Here is a 25,427-nt window from a genome sequence, read left to right as displayed (position 1 = left end):
GCATCAGAAAACATGAGCAGTGAAAGCCCAACCCCGTTCCGCACCGTTCTGCGTGGCTACGAGCCTGCCCAGGTGGACCAGCACATCCGTGAGCTGACCACCTCGCTGACGGCACTGCAGCAGCAGTCCGAGCAGCTGCAGCGTCACGTTCAGGAGCTGCAGACCCGGACGGACGCCGCGGAGTCGGCCGTCATCTCCGCCCAGGAGGAGAACAAGGACCGCACCCCCACCTTCACCGAGTTCGGCGAGCGGGTCGCCAAGATCCTGTCGCTGGCCGACGACGAGGCCCGTGACCTGGTCACCCGGGCCCGCACCGACGCCGAGGCGATCGTCGCCGACGCCGAGGCGCACGCCAAGAAGGTCCGCAAGGAGGCCGAGCAGTACTCCCTGGACTGGAAGAGCGAGGTCGACGCCGAGGCCGCCCGGATCCTGGAGGAGGCGCGCACCCAGGCCGACGACATGCGCGACGAGGCCGAGCGTGACGCGACCGCCCGCCGCAGCGAGGCTCAGGCGCTGTACGAGCAGGAGCGGGCCAAGTCCGCTCAGGCCGCGGCCGCCTTCGAGACCACCCTGGCCGAGCGCCGGGGCAAGGTCGAGCAGGAGTTCGCCGCCCGGACCGCGCTGGCCGAGCAGCAGCTGGCCGCCGTCACCGACCGCGCCGCCCAGGTGCAGCGTGAGGCCGACCGCTCCCGCTCCGAGGCGGAGCGGCTGGCTCAGCAGCAGCTGGCCGACGCGAACCGGCAGGCTCAGGAGATCGTCGCCGCCGCGAAGGACAAGGCGGAGCGGATCCGGGCCGAGTCCGAGCGTGAGCTCGCCGCCGCGACCCAGCGTCGCGACAGCATCAACGCGCAGCTGACCAACGTCCGCCAGATGCTGGCGACGCTGTCCGGCAGCCCGGCGATGCCGCTCGACCTGCTGGCCGACGACGACGAAGAAGCCACCACCGGCAGCAAGAAGAACTGAATCACCAGACAGGTCGGCCCGTTCCCTGGTCCGGTCGCCCAGTTTCACCACCACCGCCGACGTGCGCCTTGCGGGCGCACGTCGGCGGTGTACAAACCGCACCCTGCGCCAGCCAGCGACCCCTGCACTGCCCGCCGATCGGAGGAGGATCAGGTTGGTAGGCGGTAGTGGGAGTTTGGGAGTGGTTCTACTAGGCCGTCGGCTACCAGGCCGTCCAGGGCGCGTTCGCGTTGGGGCTGGTCCGGCCAGCACGCATCCAGCGTCTGCTTGGGGACGGCGTCCGTCGCAGCACGCAGTACGGCGAGCAGCCGGCCGCGGACCTGCCGATCAGTGCCCTCATACGTCTGCCCCCGCCGAGGCGGCCCGTCGTACGGCGGACTTCCGGCGAGCATCCACGCACACCGCCCTCTGATCGGGCAGTCGTCGCACCTCGGCGTACGCGCTGTACAGACCAGTGCGCCCAACTCCATCGACGCGACCGCCCAGCGGGCTGCTGTCCGCTCGTCAGCGGGCAGTGCGCTCACTGCAAGCCGCTGGTCAGCCGCAGTGGGGGAGATGCTCGGCTGCGCGACCCCGGTGAGGGCTCTCGCGAGCACTCGGCGCACGTTGGTGTCCACGACCGCATGCCGCTGCCCGAACGCGAACGACGCGATCGCAGCCGCTGTGTAGGTCCCCACCCCGGGCAGCGCGAGCAGAGCGTCGTGGTCGTCCGGCACGTCACCGCCGTGCCGCTCCACAATCGCCTGAGCGGCCGCGTGCAGCCGCAGGGCACGTCTGGGGTACCCGAGCCGGTCCCAGGCCCGCACAGCCTCTCCTGGCGGCTCTGCAGCCAGGTCCGCCGGCTTCGGCCACCGCTCCAGCCAGCTCCGGTACGCCGGTAGCACCCGGCTGACCGGTGTCTGCTGCAGCATGAACTCACTCACCATCACTGCCCACGCACCGGCGCCCGGCTCGCGCCAAGGCAGCACCCGGGCGTTGGCGTCGTACCACTGCAGCACGGGCGCGTGCAGCGCGGCTGCTGTTGCCATGAGCGGCGAGCCTGACTGGTCCAGCACAGAGCCGATCCTAAGATGCAGGCCATGAGCAGCCTGCTCCGTCCGGTCGGGCACCTGCCCGCCAGCGTGTACTGGTTCCGCCGGGGACTGGTCCTTGCTGTACTGGCGCTGCTGCTCTTCCTGGTCCTCCGGCTGTTCGGAGGCGGCGGCGAGGAGCCGCAGAACACGGCCGCGTCCGGCCCGCAGCAGGACCCAGCGACGGCCCCAGTGGTGACACCCACCAGCACACCGGTCACGAAGAAGACCGAGCAGCCGGCCAAGACCACCAGCGGCAGCACGACGCCGCCGCGGGACACCAAGTGCGAAGGCTCCGACGTACGGGTCGAGGCGGTGCCGGCGAACCGGAAGATCGTCTCCGGCTCGGTGCTGAACTTCGTGGTCCGCCTCGAGGCCGTCTCGGACGAGTGCAAGGCGTCGATCGACTCCGACTCCCTGACCGTGACCGTCACCTCGGGCAACGACCTGATCTGGACCACGACGCACTGTGGGCAAATGATCCAGCGCGCCACCCTGGTTGTTGCCGAGGGCAAACAGTCGGCGGTCACGGTGCCGTGGACCGGCCGCCGGTCTGGGCCTGGCTGCCTACCTGGTCAGCCGGTCGCCAAGCCCGGAACCTATGTCGTGAAGGCCGTCTTCGACGACCGCGAGTCAGCTCCGCAAGCCTTCCAGATCGTCTGACCCCGAGGCAGGCGCCTGCTGCAGGTGCGTCGGCTTGGCGAACATCAAGGCCGCGACCAGCCCGACCAGCAGCACCACCGCCGGCAGGATCAGCGACTGCGCCATCGAGTCGCTGAAGCCCTGATGCAGCATCTCCGGCAACGTTCCGCCCGTCGCCATCCCCTCGCCCGCCGGCGCTCCGCCAGGACCGGCAGGCAGGTTGTGCGCCAGCCGCGACTCCATCAGTACGGCGATGCCCGCGCTACCGAGGACGGCGCCGACCTGACGCGTCGTGTTGTAGACGCCCGCGCCGGCTCCGGCCTGATGCAGTGGGAGGTTCCTGGTCGCCGTACTGCCGATCGGGGCCCACATGAAGCCGTTGGCCACGCCGAGCAGCGCGATCGGCAGCAGCAGCTGCCAGATCGGCACGTCGGGTTCGATGACCTGGCTGAGCCAGAACAGGGCGACCGAGCAGCACAGCAGGCCGAAGCTCGCCAGGTACCGCGGATGCGCCCGGTCCGTGAGCTTGCCGACGAACGGCGACAGCGCACCGGTGATGACGGCCATCGGGACCAGCAGCAGCGCGGACTTGGTCGGGCTCAGGCCGCGCACGGACTGCGCGTAGAGCATCAGCGGGAAGGTCATCGCGGTGATCGCGAAACCGACCGTGGTGATCGCGGTGTTCGCGAGCGAGAAGTTCCGGTCCTTGAACAGGCCGAGCGGCAGCAGCGGTTCGCCGCGGTTGCGGGACTGCCAGACCACGAAGGCGGCGAGCACCACCAGGCCGGCAATGATCAGCGACCAGACCGTGATCGGGCCGCTGATCGTGCCCCAGTCGTACTTCTGGCCCTCCTGGATGCCGAACACCAGCAGGAACAGGCCGAGCGAGCTCAGTGCGACGCCGACCAGGTCGAACTTGTGCTCGTTCGTCGGCAGGTCCGGCACCAGCCGCATCGCCAGCACGAAGGCGATCACGCCGACCGGCGCGTTCAGGAAGAAGATCCACTCCCAGCCGAGCCCGTCGACCAGCACGCCGCCGAGAATCGGGCCGACCAGCGTCGCCACGCCGGCGGTCGCACCCCACAGGCTCATCGCGCGACCGCGCTGGTCCGGCGGGAAGATCCGGGTGATCACCGCCATCGTCTGCGGCGTCATCATCGAGGCGCCGAGCCCCTGGAAGACCCGGGCGACGATCAGCATCTCGATCGACGTCGTCAGGCCGCACCACACCGACGCGGCGGTGAACAGCGCCAGCCCGGTCAGGTAGACCTTCTTCGGCCCGATCCGGTCACCGAGCCGCCCGGTCACCAGCAGCGGTACGGCGTATGCGAGCAGGTAGGCGCTGGTCACCCAGATCACGTTGCCGACGTCGGTTCGCAGGTCGTTCATGATCGCCGGGGTCGCGACCGACACGATGGTCGAGTCGACCAGGATCATGAAGAAGCCGATCACCAGCGCCCACAGCGCCGGCCACGGCCGTACCTCCGGCCTCACCCGTTGCGGGGCACCCATGGCAAGTCCTTGCTCTCGATCCGTTCGATGGTGGTGGCCAGCCAGTCGCGCTCGGCGGCGAGCTGGGCCCGGACGTAGGCGCCGCCCAGCCAGTACGGCTCGTGCACCCCGTCGGCCTGGGCGGCGGCGATCGCCTCGTTCAGCTCGGCCAGCCAGGTGTCCAGGTCGGCGACCCGGCGGCGGAACCGCAACAGCGCGTCCTCGACGTCGAGGTTGTGCGCTTCACTCAGTACCACCGGGAACAGCGGATATTCGTAGACGTACTTCTCCAGCCCGGTCTCGACCCGGCGTCGCAGCGCCTCATCGCCCTCCGGGGTGATCTCGTACGTCGTGCGCTCGGGGCGGTTGCCGGCGCGTTCGGTGCCGGTCGCGCGGACGTACTTCTGCCCGGCCAGCCGCTCGACCGTGTGGTACAGCGAGCCGGGCCGGACCTTCACGATCCGGTCGTTCTGCCGCGCGATCAGCAGCTGATACATCTCGTAGGCGTGCATCGGCCGCTCGTTGAGCAACGCCAGCACCGAGATCGCCAACGGGGTCAACTCAGCCATCATCCCCCACCCGGATTGTTCCACCCGAAATGTTCCATGTGGAGCATTACCCCGCGAAACTCCACAAACAACCCCAACGGACCCCGGCCTTCGTCGTCGGCAGTATTTTCAGCCGCTCAGCGTGGACAGACGTCGATGCACGCGGCGAGCGAACTGCACGCGGCGAGTGAAGTGCCCGCGGCCCCCACGGACACCCGCGAGGGGTCCGCCCGACAGTCGACGGTCCGCCGACTGCGGCCGGCGGACTGTCGGCGGGCACCCCTTGAACGCCGACCGGATGCACGTTGGGCACGCGATCACCCGGGTGAGCTGTTCCCTGGGCGCACAGCAATCACAGTCTGTGCGCCGGTGACCTGGCGCGGGTGCCGGTGTCCGATTGGAGGCGGTGACCGATCGGACGTGTGTCCGATCGGGGTGGGTTAGACGTAGCGTTCGAGGATGCTGGACTCGGCTAGGCGGGAGAGGCCCTCGCGGACTGTGCGGGCGCGGTTCTCGCCGACGCCCTCGACCGTCTGCAGGTCGTCGATGCTTGCTGCGAGCAACTTCTGCAGGTGGCCGAAGTGGTCGATCAAGCGATCGATCACGGCGCCCGGCAGGCGCGGCACCTTGGCCAGCAGGCGGTACCCGCGCGGCGTCACGGCCGCGTCCAGCTGCTCGGCGCCGCCGAGCTGCAGCGCCCGCGCGACCTGGCCGATGTCCAGCAGGTCGGTCGGGCTGACCGCGTCCAGCTCGAGCAGCACGTCGTCGGCCGTCTTCGCCTTGCGGCCGGTGGCCGGCGGCAGGTAGTCGCGGACGACCAGCTCGCGTTCGCCGGCGACCCCCGCGACGAGCTCGTTGAGCTGCAGGGTGAGCAGCCGGCCGTCGGTGCCGAGCTCGACGACGTACCCGTCGATCTCGGTGGCGATCCGGCGGACCATCTCCAGCCGCTGGGCGACCGCGGCCACGTCGCGAACGGTGACCAGGTCCTCGATCTCCAGCGCGGACAGCGTGCCGGACACCTCGTCGAGGCGGAGCTTGTACCGCTCCAGGGTCGCCAGGGCCTGGTTGGCGCGGGACAGGATCGCGCCGGAGTCCTCCAGCACGTAGCGCTGGTCGTCGACGTACAGCGCGATGATGTGCATCGACTGCGACACCGAGATCACCGGGAACCCGGTCTGCCGGGCGACCCGGTCGGCGGTGCGGTGCCGGGTGCCGGTCTCCTCGGTGAAGATCGACGGGTCCGGCATCAGGTGCACGGCGGCCCGGATCATCCGCGCGGCGTCGCGGTCGACGATGATCGCGCCGTCCATCTTGCTCAGCTCGCGCAGCCCGGTCGCGGAGAACTCGACGTCGATCTCGAACCCGCCGGTGGAGATCGACTCGACGGTCTTGTCGTGGCCGAGCACGATCAGCGCGCCGGTGCGACCGCGCAGGATCCGTTCCAGGCCTTCACGCAGTTCGGTCCCGGGCGCGACCGCCGCGAGGGTCGCGCGCATCCGGGCGTCGGTGCTGTTCTTGTCGGAATTGGGGGCCACGAAAACTGAGTCTATGCGGTTCGCCGCGCGTGCATGCGCGGAAGTCCCCGACTACCGGTCAGTCGGCGGACGGCAGCTCCGGTGCCTTTGCACGTGCGCGTGCAAACGCCCGTGCACCTGATCCGTGCAACCCGATCTCCCGCGTGAAATGGACCGCCGGGGGTACGACGCTTGCCGGGTCAGGGACAGCGGATGACCTGGCCGGCGTACGACAACCCGCCGCCGAATCCGAACAGCAGCACCGGCGCGCCGCTCGGGATCTCGCCTCGTTCGACCAGTTTCGACAGCGCGATCGGGATGCTCGCGGCCGAGGTGTTGCCGGACTCGACCACGTCCTTGGCGACCACCGCGTTGACCGCGCCGAGGCGCTTCGCGAGCGGCTCGATGATGCGCAGGTTGGCCTGGTGCAGCACGACGCCGCCGAGGTCCTCGGGCGCGATCCCGCTCTTCTCGCAGACCTGCTTGGCGATCACCGGGAGCTGGGTCGTGGTCCAGCGGAAGACGGCCTGGCCCTCCTGGGCGAACTTCGCGTCCTGGCCCTCGATCCGGACCGCGTCGGACATCTCCGGCACCGAGCCCCAGACCACCGGGCCGATCTCCGGCTCCTCGCTGGCGACCAGCACGGCCGCGCCGGCGCCGTCGCCGATCAGCACGCAGGTGGTGCGGTCGGTCCAGTCGGTGAAGTCGCTGAGTTTCTCGACGCCGATGACGAGCGCCTTGGAAGCGGCACCGGCCCGGATCGCGTGGTCGGCGGTCGCGATCGCGTGCGCGAAGCCGGAGCACGCGGTGTTCACGTCGATGGCGGCCGGGTTGCCGAGGCCGAGCCGGGCGGCGACCCGGGCCGCGATGTTCGGTGAACGGTCGATCGCCGTGCAGGTGGCGACCACGACGTAGTCGATCTCGGCCTTGTCGATGCCGGCGTTCGCGACGGCCTTCTCGGCCGCCCGCCAGGCCATCTCGTCGACCTGCTCGTCCGGCGCCGCGATCCGGCGCTCGCGGATGCCCACCCGGCTCTGGATCCACTCGTCGTTGGTCTCCACCATGGTGGCGAGCTCGGCGTTGGTGAGCACTCGCTCGGGCTGGTAATGGCCGAGCGCGACAACTCTGGATCCGGTCATCTGAGGGCTCCTGCGGTCATCCGGGCAGGCCGGCAAGCTTTCCAGGTTCCACGCTGAACCCGGCGGGGGGCCACCCCAGCGTACGTTCCTCGTCGCACCCCCGTGGATCCCTCGTCTCACCGGCAGCCGTGGAGTGTGGCCGGGAACACAGCTCGGTCAGGTGAGGCCGGCGGCCAGGAGAGCCGAGGGAAGGTCGGGGGCGGCGAAGACGCGGAGGCCGTACTTGGCCTGCATGTCCATGGGTTTCAGGTCCTTGCCGCGGTTGGGGACGTCGGCCGGGACGATCGCCTTGGTGAAGCCCAGGCGGGCGGCTTCGGCCAGGCGTTTCTCCAGGCCGCCGACCCGGCGGACCTCGCCGGCCAGTCCGACCTCGCCGATCGCGATCAGGCCCGGGTGGATCGGTCGGTCCATCACCGAAGAGGCGACAGCGATCGCGACCGCGAGGTCCGCGACCGGTTCGCCGATCTTCACCCCGCCGACGGTGGCGACGTACACCTCCTGGTCGGTCAGCTTCAGGCCGACCCGGTTCCCGAGTACGGCGAGGACCATCGACACCCGGGACGACTCCAGGCCCGACGTGGTCCGGCGGGGCTGTGGCGCCGCCGACGGACCGACCAGCGCCTGCACCTCGGCCAGCAACGGCCGTCGCCCCTCCATCATCACCGTCACGCACGTCCCCGCGACCGGCTCGGCGTGCTCGGAGACGAACAGGCCGGTCGGGTCCGTCACCTCGACGATGCCGGTGTCGACCATGTCGAAGCACCCGACCTCGTCCGACGGGCCGAACCGGTTCTTGGTCGCGCGGACCATCCGGAACCCGGAGTGCCGGTCGCCGTCGAACGCCAGCACGACATCGACCAGGTGCTCGAGCATCCGCGGGCCGGCGATCGCGCCGTCCTTCGTCACGTGCCCGACCAGCACGACCGCGATGTGCCGCTCCTTGGCCAGGCGCACGAGCGCACCCGTCACCTCGCGGACCTGCGTCACCCCGCCCGGCGCGCCCTCCACCTCGGGGTGCGCCATCGTCTGCACCGAGTCGATCACCAGGAACGACGGCTCGACCGCGTCCACCTGGCCGACCACCGCGGACAGGTCCGTCTCGGCCGCGAGGTAGAGCTCGTCCACCAGCGCATCGGTCCGCCCAGCGCGCAACCGCACCTGCGCAGCGGACTCCTCACCCGACACGTACAACGTCCGCTGCCCCCGCCGAGCCGACTGCGCGGCAACCTCCAGCAACAACGTCGACTTGCCGACACCGGGCTCACCGGCCAGCAGGATCACCGCACCAGGTACGACGCCGCCGCCGAGCACCCGGTCGAGCTCGCCGATCCCGGTCGGGCGGGACTCGGCCTCGATCGCGGACACCTTGGCGATCGGCATCGCGGGCGACGACACCGGGCCGGCGGTGATCCGGGCGGCCTTGGGGGCGCCGACCTCGGCGACCGTGCCCCAGGCCTGGCACTCGCCACAACGCCCGATCCAGCGCGCCGACGTCCACCCGCACTCCGAGCACGCGAACGCCGGTTTTCCCTTCGTGCTCCCCGCTGCCTTCGCCATGCCGAACAACCTAGGCGACGCTGCCGACAAATCCCGAGCGGCTGTCCACAGGCTCAGCGAAAGTGGTCGCGCAACTGGGTCAGACGCCGCCGGATCCACCCTCCGGTGAAGCGTGGAACGGGATCGGGCTCGACCTCCGGAAGCTGCCTGGTCTCCCGCGCCGCCTCGAGGTACGTCGTCAACAGCTCACTCTCGGACTGCCGCAGCAACGCGCTCTGCTCGAGCAACTTCCGCCCCTCCTCGAGCCGGCCGGAGACGACTGCCGCCGACCCCAGATGCTGCAGGCAGCGTGCCCGCCCTTCGCGTTCGTCGAGCTCTGCGTACAGGTGCTCGGCGTGCTTCCACCACCGCTTGGCCTCGTGCGGGCTGCCCTGCATCCAGGCCGCGACGCCATGCAGTTCAAGCGCATGTGCATGCCCACTGACGTCCCCGGCGGCGGTGGCACGAGCAGCCGCGGTGCCGAGATGGTCGAGCGCGTTCTCCGGGTCCTGCTGGTACAGGTGCACGATCGCGAGGTTGATGGAGATCGCCACCTCCGCAGCAAGGTCGGGGCCCGGTCTGTTCAGCCGGGCGTCGTCCAGCCGGTCTCGTGCGTTCAGAACGGCCTCGTCTCGATCGTTGCCCGCCGGTGACTGCTCGGCCCGTTCCAGATGCAGCAGCGCCCGCTCGACCTGGCGACGGGTGGTCAGCGCGGCCGCCGTACGGCTGTGGGTCGCCACGTTGTCCGAGATGCCGAGCCGTGTCGTCGCGCTGTCCAGGTCACCCATCAGCCGGTACGCCGTCGCCGCGCGGGCGGCAGCGAGCTCCGCAAGGTCCCGGCGTCCGCTGGTGTCCGCAACGGCGGCCAGAAACTCACTGAGCGCCAACAGCTCGCCAGGATCACACCGGCGCAGGTACCAGACCTCCAGCGCGTCGCAGATTCGGGCGAGGTCGTCTGCGGTCTCTTCTCGTGCCTTCTCCGTGTCAAGCAGGTCGCGTAGCCGCGGCTCGTTCAGGGCGAACCACTCGGCCGCGGCCATCCCGGCAGCACCCGAGCCGAGCTGGAATATCCACGACTCCGCCTGCTCCGCAGCCGCGTGCAGCTCCGGAGCATGTACGGCGACCACACCGCCGCGTCGCCATCTCCGGTACGCACGCAACGCGAGCGGGATGTCGTAGTACGCCCAGATCAGCGCGCAGGAAATGGCCACGGTGAATCCCGCGACCCGGATCCAGCCGCCACTGTTGAGGCTCTCCGACAGCCTGTCGCCGAGCAGTCCCGTCAGCAGCCCGGACGCGAGCGCACTGCGACTGAAGAACCCACCCCGCCGCCGGCTCTGCTGGTCCTCGACCTTCGGCGCACTCGGCGCCGGCGTCGTCACGGCCGTCCCCCGACCGTCAGCCCACGCACGACCCGCTGCCAGTTCGACAGCATCAGCACCACAGGTACGACGGAAGCAACCACGCCGGCAGCAGCGACAGTCCCGGCCGACGCGGAGAACTGCCGCGCTTCACCCCACAACACCAGCGACAACGGCGTCGTACCAGGCCCGCTGATCAGGAAGCCCACGATGAAGTCATTCCACACCAGTGCGAACTCCAACACCGCCACGGCAACCAGTGCAGGCCGATACGTACGCTGCACAGTCGCCAGTACGGCGCTCTGTCGCGCAGGTCCCTGCAACGCCTCAGACACCAACGCCGGCGGCGCAGATGCGAAAGCAGACCGCAGCAGCAGTACGGCGAACGGCAGACCAGCGGCCGCATGCACCAAGGCCAACGCAACCCGTGACCCAGCCAACCCCGCGGTACCGATCGCGTCCCGCAGCGGAGCGGCGTACATCTGCACCGGCGTCACCGCCAGCACGACGAACATCGACGTCACCACGCGCCCCAACCACTGCGGCAGCCCACCCCACGCGACCAGATACGCAGTCGGTACGGCGATCACGAGCAGTACGGCGGTTGCCGCGCCGGCGATCAGCAACGTCGACAGCAACGCACGGAACAGCCCGACGTTCGCAGCAGCCGCGAACGACGAGAACCCGAGGCCCGACGGCGACCACCAACCCCGCAGACCTGCCTCGCGTGGGGAGTGCAGTGCAGTGGCAACCAGCACCACGGCCGGCAGGATCCACACCAGGCTCACCACGAACCCCGCAGTCCACCCGATCCGACGTACTCGCTTGCTGGGCTTCGGTCGACCTACGGTGGGGTCAGGCGGCACCACCTGCACCGGCATCGCCCACCTGCGCCGCCGCAGGCCGCGTACGCCGACCACACCGACCGCGGCCACGATCGCGAACAACACCACGCCGAGAGCCGCCGTACGACCCGGGTCGTCGCCTGTTGTCGTCGCCCGCCACCAGTTGAGGCCAAGCACGTCCGCAGAGCGCTGCATCGGCCCGGGTACGACGATCAGCACCAGGTCGAAGACCCGGACGGCCGCGATGACGAGGGTCAGCGTGACCACACCGGTGATCGGCCGAAGCAGCGGGATCTCCAACGCGAACAGCCGCCGCCAACCGGTGACACCTTCGGCGGCGATCGTGCGGCTCACGTCGTCCGGGATGGCGTCCAGGCCGGCCCGGAACAGCGAGACGACGTACCCCAGCCAGGTCCAGCCGAAGGCGGACACCAGGACGAGCCAGAACAGGCCCGGGCCGAGCCAGACCGGGCTCGACCCGAACAGCTGCGTCCAGACCGCGGTCAGCGTGCCGCGTTCGGGTGCCGGGTCGAAGATCAGCCGAAACGTCGCCCCGGACACCAGCACCGACACCGCGAACGGGATCACCAGCGCGGGCTGGAGGAAGGATGTCACCTCGGGCAGCCGGTAGCTCACCAGCGCGAGGAAGAACCCGACCACCACCAGCCCGAGCGCGACCGCGACCCAGGCCAGACTGTTGCCCACGGCACGCATTGCGTCCGGGTCGCCCATCACCGCGAAGTTGCCGAACCCGAAACCGCTCGGTGTCTTGAAGGCCGCGACCACCGTGACCCCGATCGGGATCAGCAGCAGGCAGCTCAGCAACAGCGCAGGCAAGCCCAGCAGGTACGGCGCTGCCGGGCGCCGCGGCTTGCCGGCGACCGGACGACCGCTGACCTCGCGGCCGGCCACCTCGAGCGACAGGCCGTTGCTCTGCAAGCCCATCAGCTCTCCACCTTCCGCAGTTCCGTCATCGCCGCGTCCACTGCGGCGGGCACGGACTCGCTGCCGTGGTCGCCGACCCGGACCAGGAAGTCGGTGAGGACTCGCCACAGCCCGTTGATGGCGCCGAGTCGTCCCAGCCGGTCGGACAGGTCGAACTGCAGTTGCCCACCCGACTCCGACAACTGCCTGGCCAGCCGGGTGAGCTCAGGGGAGTAGCCGGTGTCCCGTCCGTCGACCAGGAAGCCGCCTGCCTTGATCCACGGGTCCACAGCGGTCGGTGCGGCCAGCCGCCGTACCAGATCGAGGGCGTCGTCGGAGGTGGGCTTCGGCAGCACCATCACGTCGCCGCCGACGACGACAGGTGGTGCGCTGCCGGCGGACAGGGCTGGGAAAGTGAAGAGGCCGACGTCGTCGGGGTCTGCGGCGAACGAGCGGACGACGGGCTCGGCGAAGTCGGACGCGAGCACCATGGCGGCTCTGCGGTGCCCGAAGACCTCTACCACTGCGTCCGGGAACTGCTGCACGAGCGACCGTTCCACCCCACCGGCCAAGGTGCCGCGTGCCGACCACATCGTGCCCAGCAAGCGAAGTGCGGCAGCGATCTGCGGCTGGTGCGACGGCTGCGGACGCTCGGCGGTCGCAAGCGCCGCGTACACGCTGGGCGCTGTGCCGAGCAGGACGTTCTCGAAGAAGTCGGTGAGCACCCAGCCGTCACCGGCCGCCAACGACAGCGGCCGCACTCCGGCAAGTGACAGGGACCTGTTGACGTCCAGCCACTCGGACCAGAGCCGCGGCGGCTCCAGGCCGAAGTTCCGGAAGACCGAGGGTCGATACCAAACCGCGGACTTGTGCGCCGTCTTGAACGGCACGCCGTACGTCGTCCCGTCGTGCACCAGCAACTCGGCCCACAACCGCGCCCGTCCGCGGTCGTCGACGTCGTCCGGGATCGGCTCGAGGTCGCGCAGGTGCCGCGGGACCAGCCCGGGCTGCGGCAGCATCACGATGTCCGGCCGACGAGTCGAACGAGCGCCGAAGGCCGTGGAGATGTCGTCGCCCAGCGGCACGACCTCGACCGGATAGTCCAGTGTGCCAAGGTTGTCGAGGACATCATGGAACGCTCGCAGTTCCTGTCCGCTCCAGCTCACCGCGACCCGCACGCTGCGACGCAGTCCGAGGACATCACTCGAGCACCCCGTGACCAACAGCGTCGCCGCCGCGCCCAGGAACGCCCGGCGACTACGCTGCATCGCCGAACCCCGTCGCTCGCTCCGGATCGGTTGTGATGAGCAACAGGGCGGCTCGGCCGAGCTCGGGGTTGGACCTGAGCCCCAGCAGCGACCCCCATGTCGGCAGACCGCCGGCGTCCTCCAACACGATCACTCGCGGCTCTGCGCGGAGCGCCCGGGCCACACCGGCCAGTCGACGACGGCCCGGGGTGATCTCGTGCGGGTAGCGGTCCAGCACGTCTTCCAGCCCGCACCACTCAGCTGTCAGCCGGCTGTGCTCCTCAGCTGCCTGACGGGTCACCCGGTGCGTGACGGTGTGGCCGTGGACGACGTTGCCGAGCACAGTCAGGTGGGGGAGCAGTCCGCCTTCGGCAGGCACCAGCCGGACCGCACCGCCGGTCTCGACGACCGCACCGTCGGGCAGGTCCTCCAGGCCGATCACCAGGTCGGCCAGTCGACGGGCAGCGGCGGCAGTGGGCATCACCAGGGCTCGCTGCTCCCCGACCTCGATCAGGACTCGTTCCGGCAGATCGGGTATTCCTTCGAGCAGCAGTCCGTCCATTCGTGGGTGGCGCCTCCCCAGAAGACCCGTCGAGTGGTCCGTCAACCCTATGGGGGTTCAGGGTCCGCTCGCAGCCGTCGCCGCGTGCCCCTCCAGAAATCTTCAGAAGACGCTGCAGAACATCTTCAGAAGGTCCGGCTCCACAGGTTGATCGCGTAGTCGACCTCGGTGCCGGTGTGCTCGGCGATGATCTTGTCCGCGTCGGCCGGCGTGAACTCGATCCGGACCACCGCCTCGAAGTCGGCCCGGCTCTCGAACCGCCAGCCCATGTCCAGGTGTGTCCGCTGCCAGCCCCGCGCGGCCCAGAAACGTTCCACTACAGGCGGTTTGATCATCGGGTACGCCGCGCTGAACCAGCGCCCGAACGTCGACCGGCTGCCGTCGTTGTCGATCACGAACGCGGTCCCGCCCCGCCGCATCACCCGGTCCAGCTCGGCCAAACCCGGCTCGCACCCCGGTCCGAAGAAGTACGCCCAGCGCGCGTGCATCACGTCGATCGACGCGTCCGGCACCGGCAGCCGCTGCGCCGTACCCTGCCTGACCTCGACGTTGGTCAGCGCCCGGGTCCGGCGCCGGGCCGCGTCGGCCAGTGCTCCGTGCGGCTCGACGCCGATCACCCGGGCCGCGGTCGCCGCGAACATCGGCAGGTGGAACCCGGTCCCGCACCCGATGTCGAGCACGGTTGCGCCGGCCCAGTCCCGGATCGCGCGCATCGCCGGCTCGATCACGCCGTCCGGGTCGACCGCGTGGTTCTCGACCTCGTACACCTTCGGGTGGTGCCAGATGTTCGGGCTGGGGATCCCGCCGTCCGCGATGCTCACACCGCCAGACCATAGCCGCGTGGGGCCGGCGACTCGATCCAGTCCCCGCTGGTCAGCTCGCAGCGGTGGAAGGAGGCATCGGCTTGGTGGTGGCCGCCAGCAAGGCGACCGGGATGAGCAGGAGACCGCAGAAGACGGCGAGCCAGTGGAAGCCGAAGTACGCGAGGACCGGTCCGGAGGCGGTGCCGGAGATCGAGGCGAGGATGCCCATGGTGAGGTCGGATATGCCTTGTGCCGAGGTGCGGATGTCCTCGGGGACCGAGCGGGACAGCAACGTGGAGCCGGCCACCAGGCAGGCGGACCACCCGAGGCCGAGCAGGAAGAGAGCCACTCCGGTCAGGCCGTGCGCGTCGTCCGGCGCCAGCGCCGCGAGTGTCATCGCGATGGCCAGGATGCCGAGTCCGATGCCGATGGTGGGGATCCGGCCCAGGCGGTCGGCCAGCCAGCCGGTCAGCGGGGACAGGGCGAACATGCCGGCGACATGGCCGCTCAGCACGAAGCCGACGATGGTCAGGGACGCGCCGTGGTGCGTGAGGTGGACCGACGTCATCGACATCACCCCGACCATCACCGCGTGCGCAGTCGCGATCGCCAGCAGGCCGAGCCGCGCGTGCGGAATCGCGACGACCTGACGGAACGTCGTCATGAGTGGCTGGCGTTCCAGCTTGTGCCGCGGCGTGAGCTGCTGCAGCCGCCGCATGCCGAACCACACCGTGAGCGTGCTGGTCCCGAACGCGATCACCGAGAAGACGTACGGACCGGCCAGCGCCAGGAGGCCGAGTGACATGCCGACCGAGCCGCCGACGCCGGTCAGGTTCGGTCCGACGACCACACCGATCGTGGTGGCCCAGACGACCACGGCCAGCGAACGCGCGATGTGATCCGGGTCCGCTGCGTCCGTGGCGGCGTACCGGGACTGCAGGTTGGAGGCCGTGCCGCTGCCGAACAGGCAACCGGCGAACAGCAGCAACGCCAGCGAGTCCAGTTGTGCGGCGACGATGGTGAGCACCGCACCGGAGAAGGCGATGAAGTAGCCCGTCGTCAGGGACACCCGCCGCCCACGCGACCGAGCCAACCGAGCCAGCGGTACGGCGAGCAGCGCAGCTCCCAGTGTGGTCGACGTGGCGACCAGCCCGGCGAGCGAGGTGGAGCCGGAGATGTTCTCGGCGAGCAGACCGGCTACGGCGAAGCCACTGGCCGTTGCCACCCCACCAAGTGCGTTGCTGGCCACCAGCACCCGCAGGGTCGTTCGCTGCGCCTCGGCGGGTCTCTGGTCGGTGGTCACGAGGTCACCCTCTCATCAACCTGACCCGGAAGGCAGCCGGATTGTGACTGCTCGGCAGCGTGCTCAGCATCTGAGTTACACGCACTTCCGAACATGGACTGCGACGGAAGCCCGACTATAGGATCCTCTTGACGTAATTCCACCCCCTTGGAGTCCGGATGCCTGACATCGCGATCGTCCCTGCCCCGCGCGAGCTCACCGTCACCGAAGGCCGATGGGTCTCCGAGGACCCGGCGTCCGAGGCCGTCCGGACGGTGGTGGAGAACCTTGGTGAGACCGAGTACCGGATCGACGTGACGGCGGAGGGCGCCCGGTTGTCGGCCGGCTCCGAGGACGCGCTGCGGCACGCGGAGACGACGTACCTGCAGTTGCTGGACGCCGCCGTACCGGTGGAGGACGGGAAGGTCGCGGTGCCGGCGGTGCGGGTCGCGGATGCGCCGCGGTTCGGCTGGCGGGGCACGATGCTCGACGTCGCGCGGCACTTCATGCCGAAGGAGTTCGTGCTCAAGGTCATCGACGTACTGGCGCTGCACCGGCTGAACGTGCTGCACCTGCACCTGACCGACGACCAGGGCTGGCGGGTCGAGATCGAGGCGTACCCGAAGCTGACCGAGGTCGGCGCGTGGCGGCCGGAGACGATGGTCGGGAAGATGTCGCACGGCCAGACCGAGTTCACCTACGACGGGAAGCGGCACGGCGGGTTCTACACCAAGGACGAGTTGCGCGAGATCGTCGCGTACGCCGCGGATCGTGGGATCACGGTGGTCCCGGAGATCGATCTGCCGGGGCACATGCAGGCGGCGATCGCGGCGTACCCGGAGCTCGGCAACTACCCCGAGAACCAGATCGGCGTGCGGCAGGTCTGGGGAATCAGCGACGACGTGCTGAACGTGAACGACGAGACGGTCGAGTTCGTCCGGACCGTGCTGCGGGAGGTGCTGGAGATCTTCCCGGGGCCGTTCATCCACCTGGGTGGTGACGAGTGCCCGTCGGTGCAGTGGCGGGAGTCGGAGGCGGCGCAGAAGCGGCAGGCCGAGCTGGGGTTGTCCGAGGCGAGCCAGCTGCAGGGCTGGTTCACCGCGCAGGTCGCGTCGGTGCTGGCCGAGGAAGGGCGGCGGCTGGTCGGCTGGGACGAGATGGTCGAGACCGACTGCCCGAAGGACGCGGTGATCATGGCGTGGCGCAGCGCCGAGCGTGGCGAGGTCGCGGCGAAGGCGGGGCACGAGGTCGTGATGACGCCGTGCGAGTCGGTGTACTTCGACTACTACCAGGGTGACGCGGCGACGGAGCCGCTCGCGATCGGCGGGTTCATTCCGCTGGAGAAGGTGTACGACTTCGAGGTGATCCCGCCGGGGCTGAGCGCCGAGGAGCAGGCCCGGATCGTGGGCGCTCAGTGCAACGTGTGGACCGAGTACATGGAGGGCCCCGACCAGGTCGGCTACATGCTCCTGCCGCGGCTGTCCGCCTTCGCCGAACGCGCGTGGGGCTCCCCGAAGACGTCGTACGACGACTTCCTCACCCGGCTGCGCCCACACCTGACCCGCATCGAGCGTCTCGGGGTGAACTACCGCCCACTCGACTGAAACCTGCCGCTTCAGTGGCTGAGGGGATCACCAAATCTCCGTAGGCGCTGTTGGCAGGGGTAGACGGCCCGGGGACTTCCTGACAACGATGAGTTGTCAGGAACCCGGGTCGGGGAGCGGGAGGCAAGCATGACCGCGGTGGGGCCGCTGGATGCGATGTTCCTGCTCGGGGAGAGTCGTGAGCAGCCCATGCATGTCGGTGGGCTGATGCTGTTCGAGCTGCCGGAGGGGGCCGGGCGGGACCACGTGTTCCCGGAGGGGTCGCGGGACTACGTGTCGCGGCTGTACCACGAGATGGTCGCGGCGCAGGCGGTCAATCCGCTGTTCGCCCGCCGGGTGCGGAACCGGCCGCTCGACCTCGGCTACTGGTCGTGGGAGCAGGACGACGAGATCGATCTCGAGTACCACGTGCGGCTGTCGTCGCTGCCTCGGCCGGGGCGCTACCGGGAGCTGTTCGAGCTCACCAGCCGGCTGCACGGCACCCTCCTCGACCGGCACCGCCCACTGTGGGAGATGCACCTGATCGAGAACGTCGAGGGCCGCCGCTTCGCCATGTACAGCAAGATTCACCACTCGATGATCGACGGCGTCACCGCTCTCCGGTGGATGCAGGACACCCTCACCACAGACCCCAACCGCACCAAAATGCCCGCCCCCTACGCGCTCCCTGACTCGGCCGAGCCACCGACGAACACACCTGGTTTGCTGACGACCGTCGGACGGGTGCCGGGCAACGCGGGCAGGTTCCTGCTCGACCTCGCCGGGCTCACGCCGGTCGGCCTCAAGAGTTTGCTGCAGGCGACCACTCCGTTCGCGGCGCCGAGGACGGTGTTCAACCAGGGGATTACCGGGGCGCGGCGGTTTGCGGCGCAGTCGTGGCCCATCGAGCGGTTGGAGAAGGTGCGGGCGATCACCGGGGCGACGCTCAACGACGTGATGCTGGCGATGTGTTCAGGTGCCCTGCGCAACTATTTGCTCGAGCTGAACGCGCTGCCGGCCAAGCCGTTGACCGCAATGGTCCCGGTGTCGTTGCGCGGCAGCTCCGACGCGCCCGGCGGCGGCAACTCGCTGAGCACGCTGATCACCGACCTCGCCACCGACGAGGCGGACCCGGAAGCCCGGATCCGCCGCATCATCGCGTCCACCAGCTACGGCAAGGGCAGGCTGTCCGGCCTCACTCCGCTGCAGAACCTGATGGTCGGCGCGCTCGGCTTCAGCGTCGCCGGCCCGGCCGCCGTGCTCCCGGGAGTGGCCGGCCGTACGGCGCCGCCGTACAACCTGGTCATCTCCAACGTGCCCGGCCCGGCCGAGGGCCCGCTGTACTGGAACCGGTCGCGCCTGCTCGGCATGTATCCGGCCTCGGTCGTGCTGAACGGCCAGGCGCTCAACATCAGCGTGACCAGCTACGACCACCACCTGCACTTCGGCCTGATCGGCTGCCGCCGGACCGTCCCGCACCTCCAGCGGCTGCTCGTCCATCTCGAGACCTCACTCGCCGATCTCGAGCACATCCACTAAGCCAGCAGCGCGTCGATCTGGCCGACCGACAGCTCCAGCCCCTCGGCCATGCCCATGCCGATCAACTGGTCCATCTGCTCGCGGGAGTCGAAGACCGACTTCAGCTCCATCCGGGTGCCACCGCCGTACGCGCTGAGCTGCATCCGGACCGTGCTGACCGGCATGTCGTCGACCGGCTTGCCGTCGGCGTCCGCGAAGCCGTCGAGGAACTCCAGCGACTCCTTCGGGTTCACCGCCGTGAACCGCCACCAGCCGCGGTACTTGTCGCCCTCCGGGCTGGTCATGTAGTACGTGACCTCGCCACCCGCGGTCAGGTCGTGGTCGATCACCGTCGCCGGGTGCGTCGGCGGTCCCCACCAGCGCTCCAGCAGCCGCGGGTCCGCCCACAGCTCCCAGACCCGCTCGGCCGGCGCGTCGAAGTCCGCGACCACGGTCAGGGTCAGGGCGTCGAAATCCTTGTCAATGCTCGTCACGCTCATCTTCTCGGTTCCCCTCTGTCTCGGTGAGCAGCTCGGACATCCGGTCGACCCGGCCGCGCCAGGTCGCCTCGAGCTGGTCGAGTGCCTCGCGAGCTCGCCGTACGGCGTCCACGTCGGTGCGCACCAGTTGCTCCCGGCCACTGCGTTGCTTGGTGACGAGCCCGGCGCGCTCCAGGACGGCCACGTGCTTCTGCACGGCCGCGAAGCTCATCGGGTACGCCTCGGCCAGCCGCGACACCGACGCCTCGCCGGTCAGGCAGCGCCGCACGATGTCGCGCCGGGTCGTGTCGGCCAGCGCGTGCAGCAACTGGTCCACGACGGACTCATCTACAACCATTTGGTTGTACGTTAGGCACAGCGCAAGGCCAGGTCAAGGGGTACGGCGATTTACAGCCGGACGGTGCCGCTGGGAGTCTCGAAGACCGCGGAGACCAGACCGGGCTGCCCGTTCGGACGCCAGTCGACCTCGAGGTCGTCGAGCAGGTGGTCGGCCGGGTGGCCGATCCAGTCGGTGACCCGGACCGGGTCGCCGGCGATCTCCAGGGCGGTCAGCTTGATGCCCTTGCCGCCGACCGACGGGTGCTGGGTGAGGTCGTCCCAGTGCACGAAGAACGGCAGCTGCGGGTCGGCGATCAGGCCCTTCACGCCGATCTGCCGCCAGGTCAGGTTCACCCCGTCCGGCCGGTGCCGGTTGCCGGGCACCGCCTGCCGGCCGAGGCGCTGCTCCATCCGCTGCATGTCGCGGACCGCCACCACCCAGCCGAGCCAGCCGCCACCCAGCTGCTTGCGGGCGCGCACCGCCTGGCCGAACGGCGCCTTGTCCGACGCCGGGTGGTCCAGGACGTCGACCACCTCGATGTAGCGGTCGTTCTCCAGGGCCAGGACGTGGTTCACGGTGCCGAACCGCGGGTGCACCCCGCCGTCGACGAACTCCGCGCCGAGTTGTGCGGACAGCCGCTCGAGCGTCGCCTCGCACCCGTCGGGCCCGCAGGCGTACGAAAGATGATCAAGACGCATGCCAGTCATTCTGGCCCCGATCACCGACAGTCGCGGACCTGGGGGTGTCGCGACCCGCAGATAGGGTCTACGTCATGCGCACAGTCGTCGTCGGCGGGACCGGTCACATCGGCACCTATCTCGTGCCGGAGCTGGTGCGGCTCGGGCACGAGGTCGTCGTACTCAGTCGGGGCGAGCGGTCGCCGTACCAGTCGGACGGCGCCTGGAATCGGGTCGAGCAGATCTCGGTGGACCGCGCCGCGGAGGATGCCGCGGGCACCTTCGGTACGCGCGTCGCCGAGTTGCGGCCTGATGTCGTCATCGACCTGATCTGCTTCACCGAGGACAGCGCCCGGCAACTGGCCGAGGCGGTCCGCGGCAAGGTCCAGCACCTGCTGCACTGCGGCACGATCTGGGTGCACGGCCCGAGCGAGCTGGTGCCGACGCGCGAGGACGCGCCGCGACGGCCTTTTGGCGACTACGGCATTCAGAAGGCGGCGATCGAGCGCTACCTGCTGGACCGCGCACATCGCGACGGGCTCCCGGTCACACTGATCCACCCCGGTCACATCAGCGGTCCCGGGTGGACGCCGATCAACCCGGCGGCCAACCTCGACCTCGGCGTGTTCGAGAAGCTTGCCCATGGCGACGAGCTCGTGCTCCCGAACCTCGGTCTGGAGACGGTCCAGCACGTGCACGCCGCTGACGTGGCAGGCATGTTCCTCGCCGCACTGCGGAACCGATCGGTCGCAGTCGGCGAGAGCTTCCACGCGGTCGCCGAGGGCGCGATGACACTGCGTGGGTACGCCGCGGGCGTCGCCACCTGGTTCGGTCAGGAGGCGCGTCTCGCGTTCCTGCCCTGGGACGAGTGGCGACGGACCGTGTCCGAGAACGACGCCGCGGCCACCTACGACCACATCGCGCACAGCCCGCACTGCTCGATGGAGAAGGCTGCGCGGCTGCTCGGTTTCCGCCCGCGTTACAGCGCGCTGGACGCCGCGTTGTCCGGCGTCGGCTGGCTGGTGGAGAACGGCAAGATCACTTAGAGGCCGGGTGCGGCAGCAGCCGACCGGCTTCCAGGTACTCACGGCAGTAGGTCGCCAGCACGTCGTACGCCTTGTGGCCCATCAGTGTCTGCAGCTCGACCTTGCTGGACTCGAAGACGGCCTCGACGCCGATGTGGGCCTCGGTGTTTCCGGTGCAGTACCAGTCCAGGTCGTGCCCGCCCGGACCCCAGCCGCGCCGGTCGTACTCACCGATGCCGACCTCCGTGTACGTCGTCCCGTCCGGGCGCTCGACCTCGCGGAAGGTCCGGCGGATCGGGAGCTGCCAGCAGACGTCGGGCTTGGTCTCGACGAAGTGCACGCCCTTCTTCAGCGCCAGCCCGTGCAGGGCGCACCCGCCGCCACCGGGGAAGTCCGGCCGGTTCAGGAAGATGCAGGCGCCCTCCCAGACCCGGGTCTTGCGGTCGCCCTCGTCGTCGGTCTCGACCCAGCCGTTCTTCCGGCCCTCCTTGCGGAACTGCCAGTCGTCCTTGGTCAGCTCCTTGACGTAACCCTTGACCCGCTTCTCGTCGTCATCGTCGGAGAAGTGCGCGCCGAGGGTGCAGCAGCCGTCGTTCGGCCGGCCTTTGTAGATGCCGCGGCAGCCACCGCCGAAGATGCAGGTCCAGTTGGACGTCAGCCAGGTCAGGTCGCAGCGGAAGACCTGGTCGGGGTCCTCGGGGTCGATGAACTCGACCCAGGCGCGGGGAAAATCGAGCGAAACCTCAGGCACCTGGAAAGCGTACGCGCCTTCGGCCGCCGAGCGTGAACGCTGACTCCGGATAAGGCCCGGAGAACGCCTGTCCAGTAGCGTGAGGGTATGCGGCTCGGCGTACTCGACGTTGGATCCAACACCGTCCACCTGCTCGTGGTGGACGCTCATCGTGGTGCTGCGCCACTGCCGGCGTACTCGCACAAGACCGAGTTGCGGCTGGCCGAGTACCTGGACAAGAACGGCAAGATCGACGGCTCGGGCTCCGACGGACTGGTGTCGTTCATCAAGGAGGCGTCCGAGCTCGCCGAGGACAAGGGCTGCGAGTCGGTGCTTGCGTTCGCCACCTCGGCGCTGCGCGAGGCGCCGAACGGCGAGAAGGTGCTCGACCGGGTCCGCAAGGAGACCGAGATCGACCTGCAGGTGCTCACCGGTGAGGACGAGGCCCGGCTGACGTTCCTCGCCGTACGGCGCTGGTTCGGCTGGTCGTCGGGCCGGCTGGCCGTTTTCGACATCGGTGGCGGTTCGCTGGAGATCGCCGCCGGGTCCGACGAGGAGCCGACCGTCGCGGTGTCGGCCCCGCTCGGCGCCGGCCGGCTGACCCGCGAAGGGCTGACCAACGACCCGCCGGACAAGGACGAGGTCCGGGCGCTGCGGAAGCGGATCCGGATGGAGATGGCCGCGGTGGCCGGCAACGTACTGCGGGCCGGCAAGCCGCAGCGTTCGGTCGCCACCAGCAAGACGTTCCGGTCGCTGGCGCGGATCTGTGGCGCCGCGCCGTCGGACGAGGGGCAGTACGTGCCGCGGTCGCTGAACCGGGACGACCTGGCCGAGTGGATGCCGAAGCTGACCAAGATGTCCGCGGCCGAGCGGGCCGAGCTGCCGGGGGTGTCGGCGGGCCGCGCGCCGCAGCTGCTCGCGGGCGCCCTGGTCGCGGACGCCGTGATGGACCTGTTCGACCTGCCCGCGCTCGAAGTGTGTCCGTGGGCGCTGCGGGAGGGTGTCATCCTGTCCCGGCTCGACCAGTTGCAACCCCGATGAAGCACCACCCCTGACGAACCACCGCGAAGGCACCAGATGAGCACCAGCAAGACCGCCCGGATCGGCCTGTCGACCGCGTCTGTCTACCCCGAGTCGACGGCGAGCGGGTTCGAGCTGGCCGCCCGGCTCGGGTACGACGGGGTCGAGGTGATGGTCGGGATCGACCCGCTCAGCACCCAGATCGACGCGGTCCAGCGGCTGGTCGACTACCACCAGCTGCCGGTGCTGGCGATCCACGCGCCGTGTCTGCTGATCACGCAGCGGGTCTGGGGCACCGACCCGTGGGGGAAGCTGGAGCGCAGCGCCGAGGCCGCGAAGGAGCTCGGCGCGGACGTGGTCGTCGTCCACCCGCCGTTCCGCTGGCAGCGCGACTACGCCCGCGGGTTCGTCGAGGGGATCGCGCGGCTCGAGGAAGAGACCGGCGTGATCTTCGCGGTCGAGAACATGTACCCGTGGCGCGCGCCCGGCAAGGGCCTGCAGGCGTACGCGCCGAGCTGGGACCCGACCGAGCAGGACTACGCGCACACCACCCTCGACCTGTCGCACTCGTCGACCGCCGAGCAGGACTGTGTCGAGCTCGCGGCGACGATGGGCAAGAGCCTCACCCACATCCACCTGACCGACGGCACCGGCTCGGCCAAGGACGAGCACCTGGTGCCCGGTCGCGGCACCCAGCGCGCCGCCGACCTGCTGAACGGCCTGGCCAACCAGGACTTCCGCGGGCACATCATCATCGAGATCAACACCCGCCGCGCGACCAGCCGGTCCGAGCGCGAGGTCGACCTGATCGAGTCGCTCGAGTTCACCCGCAAGCACTTCGTCCGCACGTCCCGGCGCTCGTCGTTCGCGGTCACCCCGGAGGGGGAGATCTCGGAGCTCACCACATGACCCGGTCCTCGACCGGAGGTAAGGCTTCGGCCGCTGGTGGTGCCGGGAACGGGCGCCCGGGCCGCCGGCCGGGGGGACCGGACACCCGGGGGGAGATCCTGCTCGCGGCCCGGAAGTCCTTTGCGGACAAGGGTTTCAACGGCACCTCGATCCGCGCGGTCGCCCGCGAGGCCGGGGTGGACGCGGCGCTCGTGCACCACTACTTCGACAGCAAGGACGAGCTGTTCATCGAGGCGATGGCGATCCCGGTCGACCCGCGGCAGATCGCCGCGCGGATCCTGGACGGCCCGCCGGAGGAGCTCGGCCGCCGGATCGCGACCGTGTTCCTCGGCGTCTGGGAGTCGGCCGAGGGGCAGCAGCGGATGAAGGCGATCTTCCGCAGCGTGGTGACCAGCGACGAAGTGGCCCGGATCATGCGGGAGGGCATCACCCAGATGATCATCGGGCCGGTCTCGCGCGCCCTCGACGTACCTGACGCGCAGCTTCGCGTCACGATGGTCGCGACGCAGCTGATCGGGGTCGCGATGGCCCGCTACCTGGTCGGTCTCGAGCCGGTCGCGTCCGTGGACCTGGCCGTGCTGATCGATCGGCTGGCCCCGGTCCTTCAGCTGCACCTCACCGGCTGATGCAGATTCCGTCGGATCGGGAGATCCGTGAGTTGCATCGCTCGTACGCGCCGAGCCGCGCGGCCTTCGAGTCGGTGTTCGAGCACTGCTCGATCGTCTGCCGGATCGCAGAGCAGTACCTCGGGTCCTTGGATCTCGACGGGGATCTGGTGCGGGCCGGTGCGTTGCTGCACGACATCGGCGTCTACCGGCTCGACTCGGCCGAGTATGTGCGGCACGGCGTACTCGGGCATGAGCTCCTGCACGGCCTCGGCTTTCCGGACGAGTTGAGCCGGTTCTGCTCCCGGCACACGGGCGTCGGGATCACGCGGGACGACGTACTGCGGCAGGCGCTGCCGATCCCGGTCGACGACTACGTGCCGGGTACGCCGGAGGAGGAGCTCGTCATGTACGCGGACAAGTTCCACAGCAAGCGGACGCCGCCGGTGTTCGTCTCCGGTGACACGTACGCGGCCGTGGTCGCTCGGTGGGGTGCGGACAAGGTCGTCACGTTCGGTGCGATGCGTCAGCGGTACGGCGACCCGGACCTGGCCCCGCTGGTCGACGCCACCGGATTCGCGCTGATCTGACCACTTGCGGACGGGTGCCGTCGC

At 69.7% G+C, this 25,427-nt stretch carries 25 protein-coding genes; 9 read left to right on the top strand and 16 right to left on the bottom strand.

Annotated elements, in window-relative coordinates; translation table 11 throughout:
• Nucleotides 1-12 precede the first annotated feature (12 nt).
• Nucleotides 13-963, top strand: a complete 951-nt coding sequence (locus tag ACWCOV_RS05085) for a DivIVA domain-containing protein (protein ID WP_449827927.1) — start codon at nt 13-15, stop codon at nt 961-963.
• A 149-nt stretch (nt 964-1,112) separates the two neighbouring features.
• Here the strand turns inward: ACWCOV_RS05085 and ACWCOV_RS05080 are convergent, their stop codons facing one another.
• On the bottom strand, nt 1,113-1,991 hold the full coding sequence (locus tag ACWCOV_RS05080) for an A/G-specific adenine glycosylase (RefSeq protein ID WP_449827926.1): 879 nt from the start codon (nt 1,989-1,991) through the stop codon (nt 1,113-1,115).
• A 51-nt stretch (nt 1,992-2,042) separates the two neighbouring features.
• Between ACWCOV_RS05080 and ACWCOV_RS05075 the strand changes: the two genes are divergently transcribed.
• Complete coding sequence (locus ACWCOV_RS05075) at nt 2,043-2,696, top strand: hypothetical protein (protein WP_449827925.1); 654 nt, start codon at nt 2,043-2,045, stop codon at nt 2,694-2,696.
• On the opposite strand, the gene ACWCOV_RS05070 is transcribed toward ACWCOV_RS05075, so the two are convergent.
• From ACWCOV_RS05070 to ACWCOV_RS05020, 11 genes are all read right to left on the bottom strand, one after another.
• Nucleotides 2,667-4,187 carry a DHA2 family efflux MFS transporter permease subunit gene (locus ACWCOV_RS05070; RefSeq protein ID WP_449827924.1) on the bottom strand — a complete coding sequence of 507 codons (1,521 nt, stop codon included), beginning with the start codon at nt 4,185-4,187 and terminating at the stop codon, nt 2,667-2,669. The genes ACWCOV_RS05075 and ACWCOV_RS05070 overlap by 30 nt on opposite strands.
• The gene (locus ACWCOV_RS05065; protein WP_449827923.1) at nt 4,166-4,735 is read right to left on the bottom strand and encodes a PadR family transcriptional regulator; all 570 of its coding nucleotides are present in this window, start codon (nt 4,733-4,735) and stop codon (nt 4,166-4,168) included. Before ACWCOV_RS05065 ends, ACWCOV_RS05070 begins: the two co-directional genes overlap by 22 nt.
• A gap of 419 nt (nt 4,736-5,154) precedes the next feature.
• Complete coding sequence (gene disA / locus ACWCOV_RS05060; protein ID WP_449827994.1) at nt 5,155-6,210, bottom strand: DNA integrity scanning diadenylate cyclase DisA; 1,056 nt, start codon at nt 6,208-6,210, stop codon at nt 5,155-5,157.
• Between the two features lie 218 nt (nt 6,211-6,428).
• Nucleotides 6,429-7,367 (bottom strand): beta-ketoacyl-ACP synthase III, encoded by a 939-nt coding sequence (locus ACWCOV_RS05055; protein ID WP_449827922.1) that lies wholly within the window; start codon nt 7,365-7,367, stop codon nt 6,429-6,431.
• A 156-nt stretch (nt 7,368-7,523) separates the two neighbouring features.
• The gene (radA, locus tag ACWCOV_RS05050) at nt 7,524-8,924 is read right to left on the bottom strand and encodes a DNA repair protein RadA (protein ID WP_449827921.1); all 1,401 of its coding nucleotides are present in this window, start codon (nt 8,922-8,924) and stop codon (nt 7,524-7,526) included.
• 53 nt (nt 8,925-8,977) lie between these two features.
• Nucleotides 8,978-10,285, bottom strand: coding sequence for a hypothetical protein (locus ACWCOV_RS05045; protein WP_449827920.1), 1,308 nt, complete (start codon nt 10,283-10,285; stop codon nt 8,978-8,980).
• On the bottom strand, nt 10,282-12,054 hold the full coding sequence (locus tag ACWCOV_RS05040) for an ABC transporter permease subunit (protein ID WP_449827919.1): 1,773 nt from the start codon (nt 12,052-12,054) through the stop codon (nt 10,282-10,284). Before ACWCOV_RS05040 ends, ACWCOV_RS05045 begins: the two co-directional genes overlap by 4 nt.
• A complete protein-coding gene (locus ACWCOV_RS05035) occupies nt 12,054-13,301 on the bottom strand; it encodes an ABC transporter substrate-binding protein (protein ID WP_449827918.1) in 1,248 nt (415 codons plus the stop codon). The genes ACWCOV_RS05040 and ACWCOV_RS05035 overlap by 1 nt, the downstream gene beginning before the upstream one ends.
• Nucleotides 13,291-13,842: a hypothetical protein gene (locus tag ACWCOV_RS05030; RefSeq protein WP_449827917.1), complete on the bottom strand. Its 552-nt coding sequence runs from the start codon at nt 13,840-13,842 to the stop codon at nt 13,291-13,293. The genes ACWCOV_RS05035 and ACWCOV_RS05030 overlap by 11 nt, the downstream gene beginning before the upstream one ends.
• Before the next feature lie 125 nt (nt 13,843-13,967).
• Complete coding sequence (locus tag ACWCOV_RS05025; RefSeq protein ID WP_449827916.1) at nt 13,968-14,663, bottom strand: class I SAM-dependent methyltransferase; 696 nt, start codon at nt 14,661-14,663, stop codon at nt 13,968-13,970.
• A 52-nt stretch (nt 14,664-14,715) separates the two neighbouring features.
• Nucleotides 14,716-15,948 (bottom strand): MFS transporter, encoded by a 1,233-nt coding sequence (locus tag ACWCOV_RS05020; RefSeq protein WP_449827915.1) that lies wholly within the window; start codon nt 15,946-15,948, stop codon nt 14,716-14,718.
• 158 nt (nt 15,949-16,106) lie between these two features.
• Between ACWCOV_RS05020 and ACWCOV_RS05015 the strand changes: the two genes are divergently transcribed.
• Together ACWCOV_RS05015 and ACWCOV_RS05010 are read left to right on the top strand one after the other, a co-directional pair.
• A complete protein-coding gene (locus tag ACWCOV_RS05015) occupies nt 16,107-17,531 on the top strand; it encodes a beta-N-acetylhexosaminidase (protein WP_449827914.1) in 1,425 nt (474 codons plus the stop codon).
• 129 nt (nt 17,532-17,660) lie between these two features.
• Nucleotides 17,661-19,049 carry a WS/DGAT/MGAT family O-acyltransferase gene (locus ACWCOV_RS05010; protein WP_449827913.1) on the top strand — a complete coding sequence of 463 codons (1,389 nt, stop codon included), beginning with the start codon at nt 17,661-17,663 and terminating at the stop codon, nt 19,047-19,049.
• Here ACWCOV_RS05010 and ACWCOV_RS05005 read toward each other — a convergent pair.
• The 3 genes from ACWCOV_RS05005 to ACWCOV_RS04995 are packed head-to-tail and all read right to left on the bottom strand — an operon-like array spanning nt 19,046 to nt 20,545.
• Nucleotides 19,046-19,522, bottom strand: a complete 477-nt coding sequence (locus ACWCOV_RS05005; RefSeq protein WP_449827912.1) for an SRPBCC family protein — start codon at nt 19,520-19,522, stop codon at nt 19,046-19,048. The genes ACWCOV_RS05010 and ACWCOV_RS05005 overlap by 4 nt on opposite strands.
• Complete coding sequence (locus ACWCOV_RS05000; RefSeq protein ID WP_449827911.1) at nt 19,509-19,865, bottom strand: ArsR/SmtB family transcription factor; 357 nt, start codon at nt 19,863-19,865, stop codon at nt 19,509-19,511. Before ACWCOV_RS05000 ends, ACWCOV_RS05005 begins: the two co-directional genes overlap by 14 nt.
• Before the next feature lie 50 nt (nt 19,866-19,915).
• Entirely contained in the window at nt 19,916-20,545 is a 630-nt protein-coding gene (locus ACWCOV_RS04995) for a VOC family protein (protein ID WP_449827910.1), read from the bottom strand.
• Between the two features lie 74 nt (nt 20,546-20,619).
• On the opposite strand from ACWCOV_RS04995, the gene ACWCOV_RS04990 reads away from it, so the two are divergent.
• Nucleotides 20,620-21,570 (top strand): NAD-dependent epimerase/dehydratase family protein, encoded by a 951-nt coding sequence (locus ACWCOV_RS04990; RefSeq protein WP_449827909.1) that lies wholly within the window; start codon nt 20,620-20,622, stop codon nt 21,568-21,570.
• Here the strand turns inward: ACWCOV_RS04990 and ACWCOV_RS04985 are convergent.
• Nucleotides 21,563-22,300 carry a hypothetical protein gene (locus ACWCOV_RS04985; RefSeq protein ID WP_449827908.1) on the bottom strand — a complete coding sequence of 246 codons (738 nt, stop codon included), beginning with the start codon at nt 22,298-22,300 and terminating at the stop codon, nt 21,563-21,565. The genes ACWCOV_RS04990 and ACWCOV_RS04985 overlap by 8 nt on opposite strands.
• 87 nt (nt 22,301-22,387) lie before the next feature.
• Here ACWCOV_RS04985 and ACWCOV_RS04980 point away from each other — a divergent pair, with 87 nt between their 5' ends.
• From ACWCOV_RS04980 to ACWCOV_RS04965, 4 genes are read left to right on the top strand one after another with little or no spacing between them, the layout of a single operon-like run.
• On the top strand, nt 22,388-23,320 hold the full coding sequence (locus ACWCOV_RS04980; RefSeq protein ID WP_449827907.1) for a Ppx/GppA phosphatase family protein: 933 nt from the start codon (nt 22,388-22,390) through the stop codon (nt 23,318-23,320).
• A 36-nt stretch (nt 23,321-23,356) separates the two neighbouring features.
• A complete protein-coding gene (locus tag ACWCOV_RS04975) occupies nt 23,357-24,208 on the top strand; it encodes a sugar phosphate isomerase/epimerase family protein (RefSeq protein ID WP_449827906.1) in 852 nt (283 codons plus the stop codon).
• Nucleotides 24,205-24,834, top strand: coding sequence for a TetR/AcrR family transcriptional regulator (locus ACWCOV_RS04970; RefSeq protein WP_449827905.1), 630 nt, complete (start codon nt 24,205-24,207; stop codon nt 24,832-24,834). The genes ACWCOV_RS04975 and ACWCOV_RS04970 overlap by 4 nt, the downstream gene beginning before the upstream one ends.
• The gene (locus tag ACWCOV_RS04965) at nt 24,834-25,403 is read left to right on the top strand and encodes an HDIG domain-containing metalloprotein (protein WP_449827904.1); all 570 of its coding nucleotides are present in this window, start codon (nt 24,834-24,836) and stop codon (nt 25,401-25,403) included. Before ACWCOV_RS04970 ends, ACWCOV_RS04965 begins: the two co-directional genes overlap by 1 nt.
• Nucleotides 25,404-25,427 lie beyond the last annotated feature (24 nt).

This window comes from Kribbella sp. NPDC002412, from assembly GCF_053592935.1.
The sequence above is the reverse complement of the archived record's forward strand: the minus strand, read 5'-3'. Positions and strand labels throughout refer to the sequence as shown.

Excerpts from the sequence above, each read along its gene's own strand:
- ACWCOV_RS05055 (WP_449827922.1), bottom strand. The coding sequence starts at position 7,367 with ATGACCGGATCCAGAGTTGTCGCGCTCGGCCATTACCAGCCCGAGCGA.
- ACWCOV_RS05010 (WP_449827913.1), top strand. The coding sequence starts at position 17,661 with ATGACCGCGGTGGGGCCGCTGGATGCGATGTTCCTGCTCGGGGAGAGT.
- ACWCOV_RS04965 (WP_449827904.1), top strand. The coding sequence starts at position 24,834 with ATGCAGATTCCGTCGGATCGGGAGATCCGTGAGTTGCATCGCTCGTAC.
- radA (WP_449827921.1), bottom strand. The coding sequence starts at position 8,924 with ATGGCGAAGGCAGCGGGGAGCACGAAGGGAAAACCGGCGTTCGCGTGC.
- ACWCOV_RS04975 (WP_449827906.1), top strand. The coding sequence starts at position 23,357 with ATGAGCACCAGCAAGACCGCCCGGATCGGCCTGTCGACCGCGTCTGTC.
- ACWCOV_RS04990 (WP_449827909.1), top strand. The coding sequence starts at position 20,620 with ATGCGCACAGTCGTCGTCGGCGGGACCGGTCACATCGGCACCTATCTC.
- disA (WP_449827994.1), bottom strand. The coding sequence starts at position 6,210 with ATGCGCGCGACCCTCGCGGCGGTCGCGCCCGGGACCGAACTGCGTGAA.
- ACWCOV_RS04970 (WP_449827905.1), top strand. The coding sequence starts at position 24,205 with ATGACCCGGTCCTCGACCGGAGGTAAGGCTTCGGCCGCTGGTGGTGCC.
- ACWCOV_RS05035 (WP_449827918.1), bottom strand. The coding sequence starts at position 13,301 with ATGCAGCGTAGTCGCCGGGCGTTCCTGGGCGCGGCGGCGACGCTGTTG.
- ACWCOV_RS05015 (WP_449827914.1), top strand. The coding sequence starts at position 16,107 with ATGCCTGACATCGCGATCGTCCCTGCCCCGCGCGAGCTCACCGTCACC.
- ACWCOV_RS05070 (WP_449827924.1), bottom strand. The coding sequence starts at position 4,187 with ATGGGTGCCCCGCAACGGGTGAGGCCGGAGGTACGGCCGTGGCCGGCG.
- ACWCOV_RS05040 (WP_449827919.1), bottom strand. The coding sequence starts at position 12,054 with ATGGGCTTGCAGAGCAACGGCCTGTCGCTCGAGGTGGCCGGCCGCGAG.
- ACWCOV_RS05030 (WP_449827917.1), bottom strand. The coding sequence starts at position 13,842 with ATGGACGGACTGCTGCTCGAAGGAATACCCGATCTGCCGGAACGAGTC.
- ACWCOV_RS05085 (WP_449827927.1), top strand. The coding sequence starts at position 13 with ATGAGCAGTGAAAGCCCAACCCCGTTCCGCACCGTTCTGCGTGGCTAC.
- ACWCOV_RS05065 (WP_449827923.1), bottom strand. The coding sequence starts at position 4,735 with ATGGCTGAGTTGACCCCGTTGGCGATCTCGGTGCTGGCGTTGCTCAAC.
- ACWCOV_RS05000 (WP_449827911.1), bottom strand. The coding sequence starts at position 19,865 with ATGGTTGTAGATGAGTCCGTCGTGGACCAGTTGCTGCACGCGCTGGCC.
- ACWCOV_RS04980 (WP_449827907.1), top strand. The coding sequence starts at position 22,388 with ATGCGGCTCGGCGTACTCGACGTTGGATCCAACACCGTCCACCTGCTC.
- ACWCOV_RS04995 (WP_449827910.1), bottom strand. The coding sequence starts at position 20,545 with ATGCGTCTTGATCATCTTTCGTACGCCTGCGGGCCCGACGGGTGCGAG.
- ACWCOV_RS05075 (WP_449827925.1), top strand. The coding sequence starts at position 2,043 with ATGAGCAGCCTGCTCCGTCCGGTCGGGCACCTGCCCGCCAGCGTGTAC.
- ACWCOV_RS05080 (WP_449827926.1), bottom strand. The coding sequence starts at position 1,991 with ATGGCAACAGCAGCCGCGCTGCACGCGCCCGTGCTGCAGTGGTACGAC.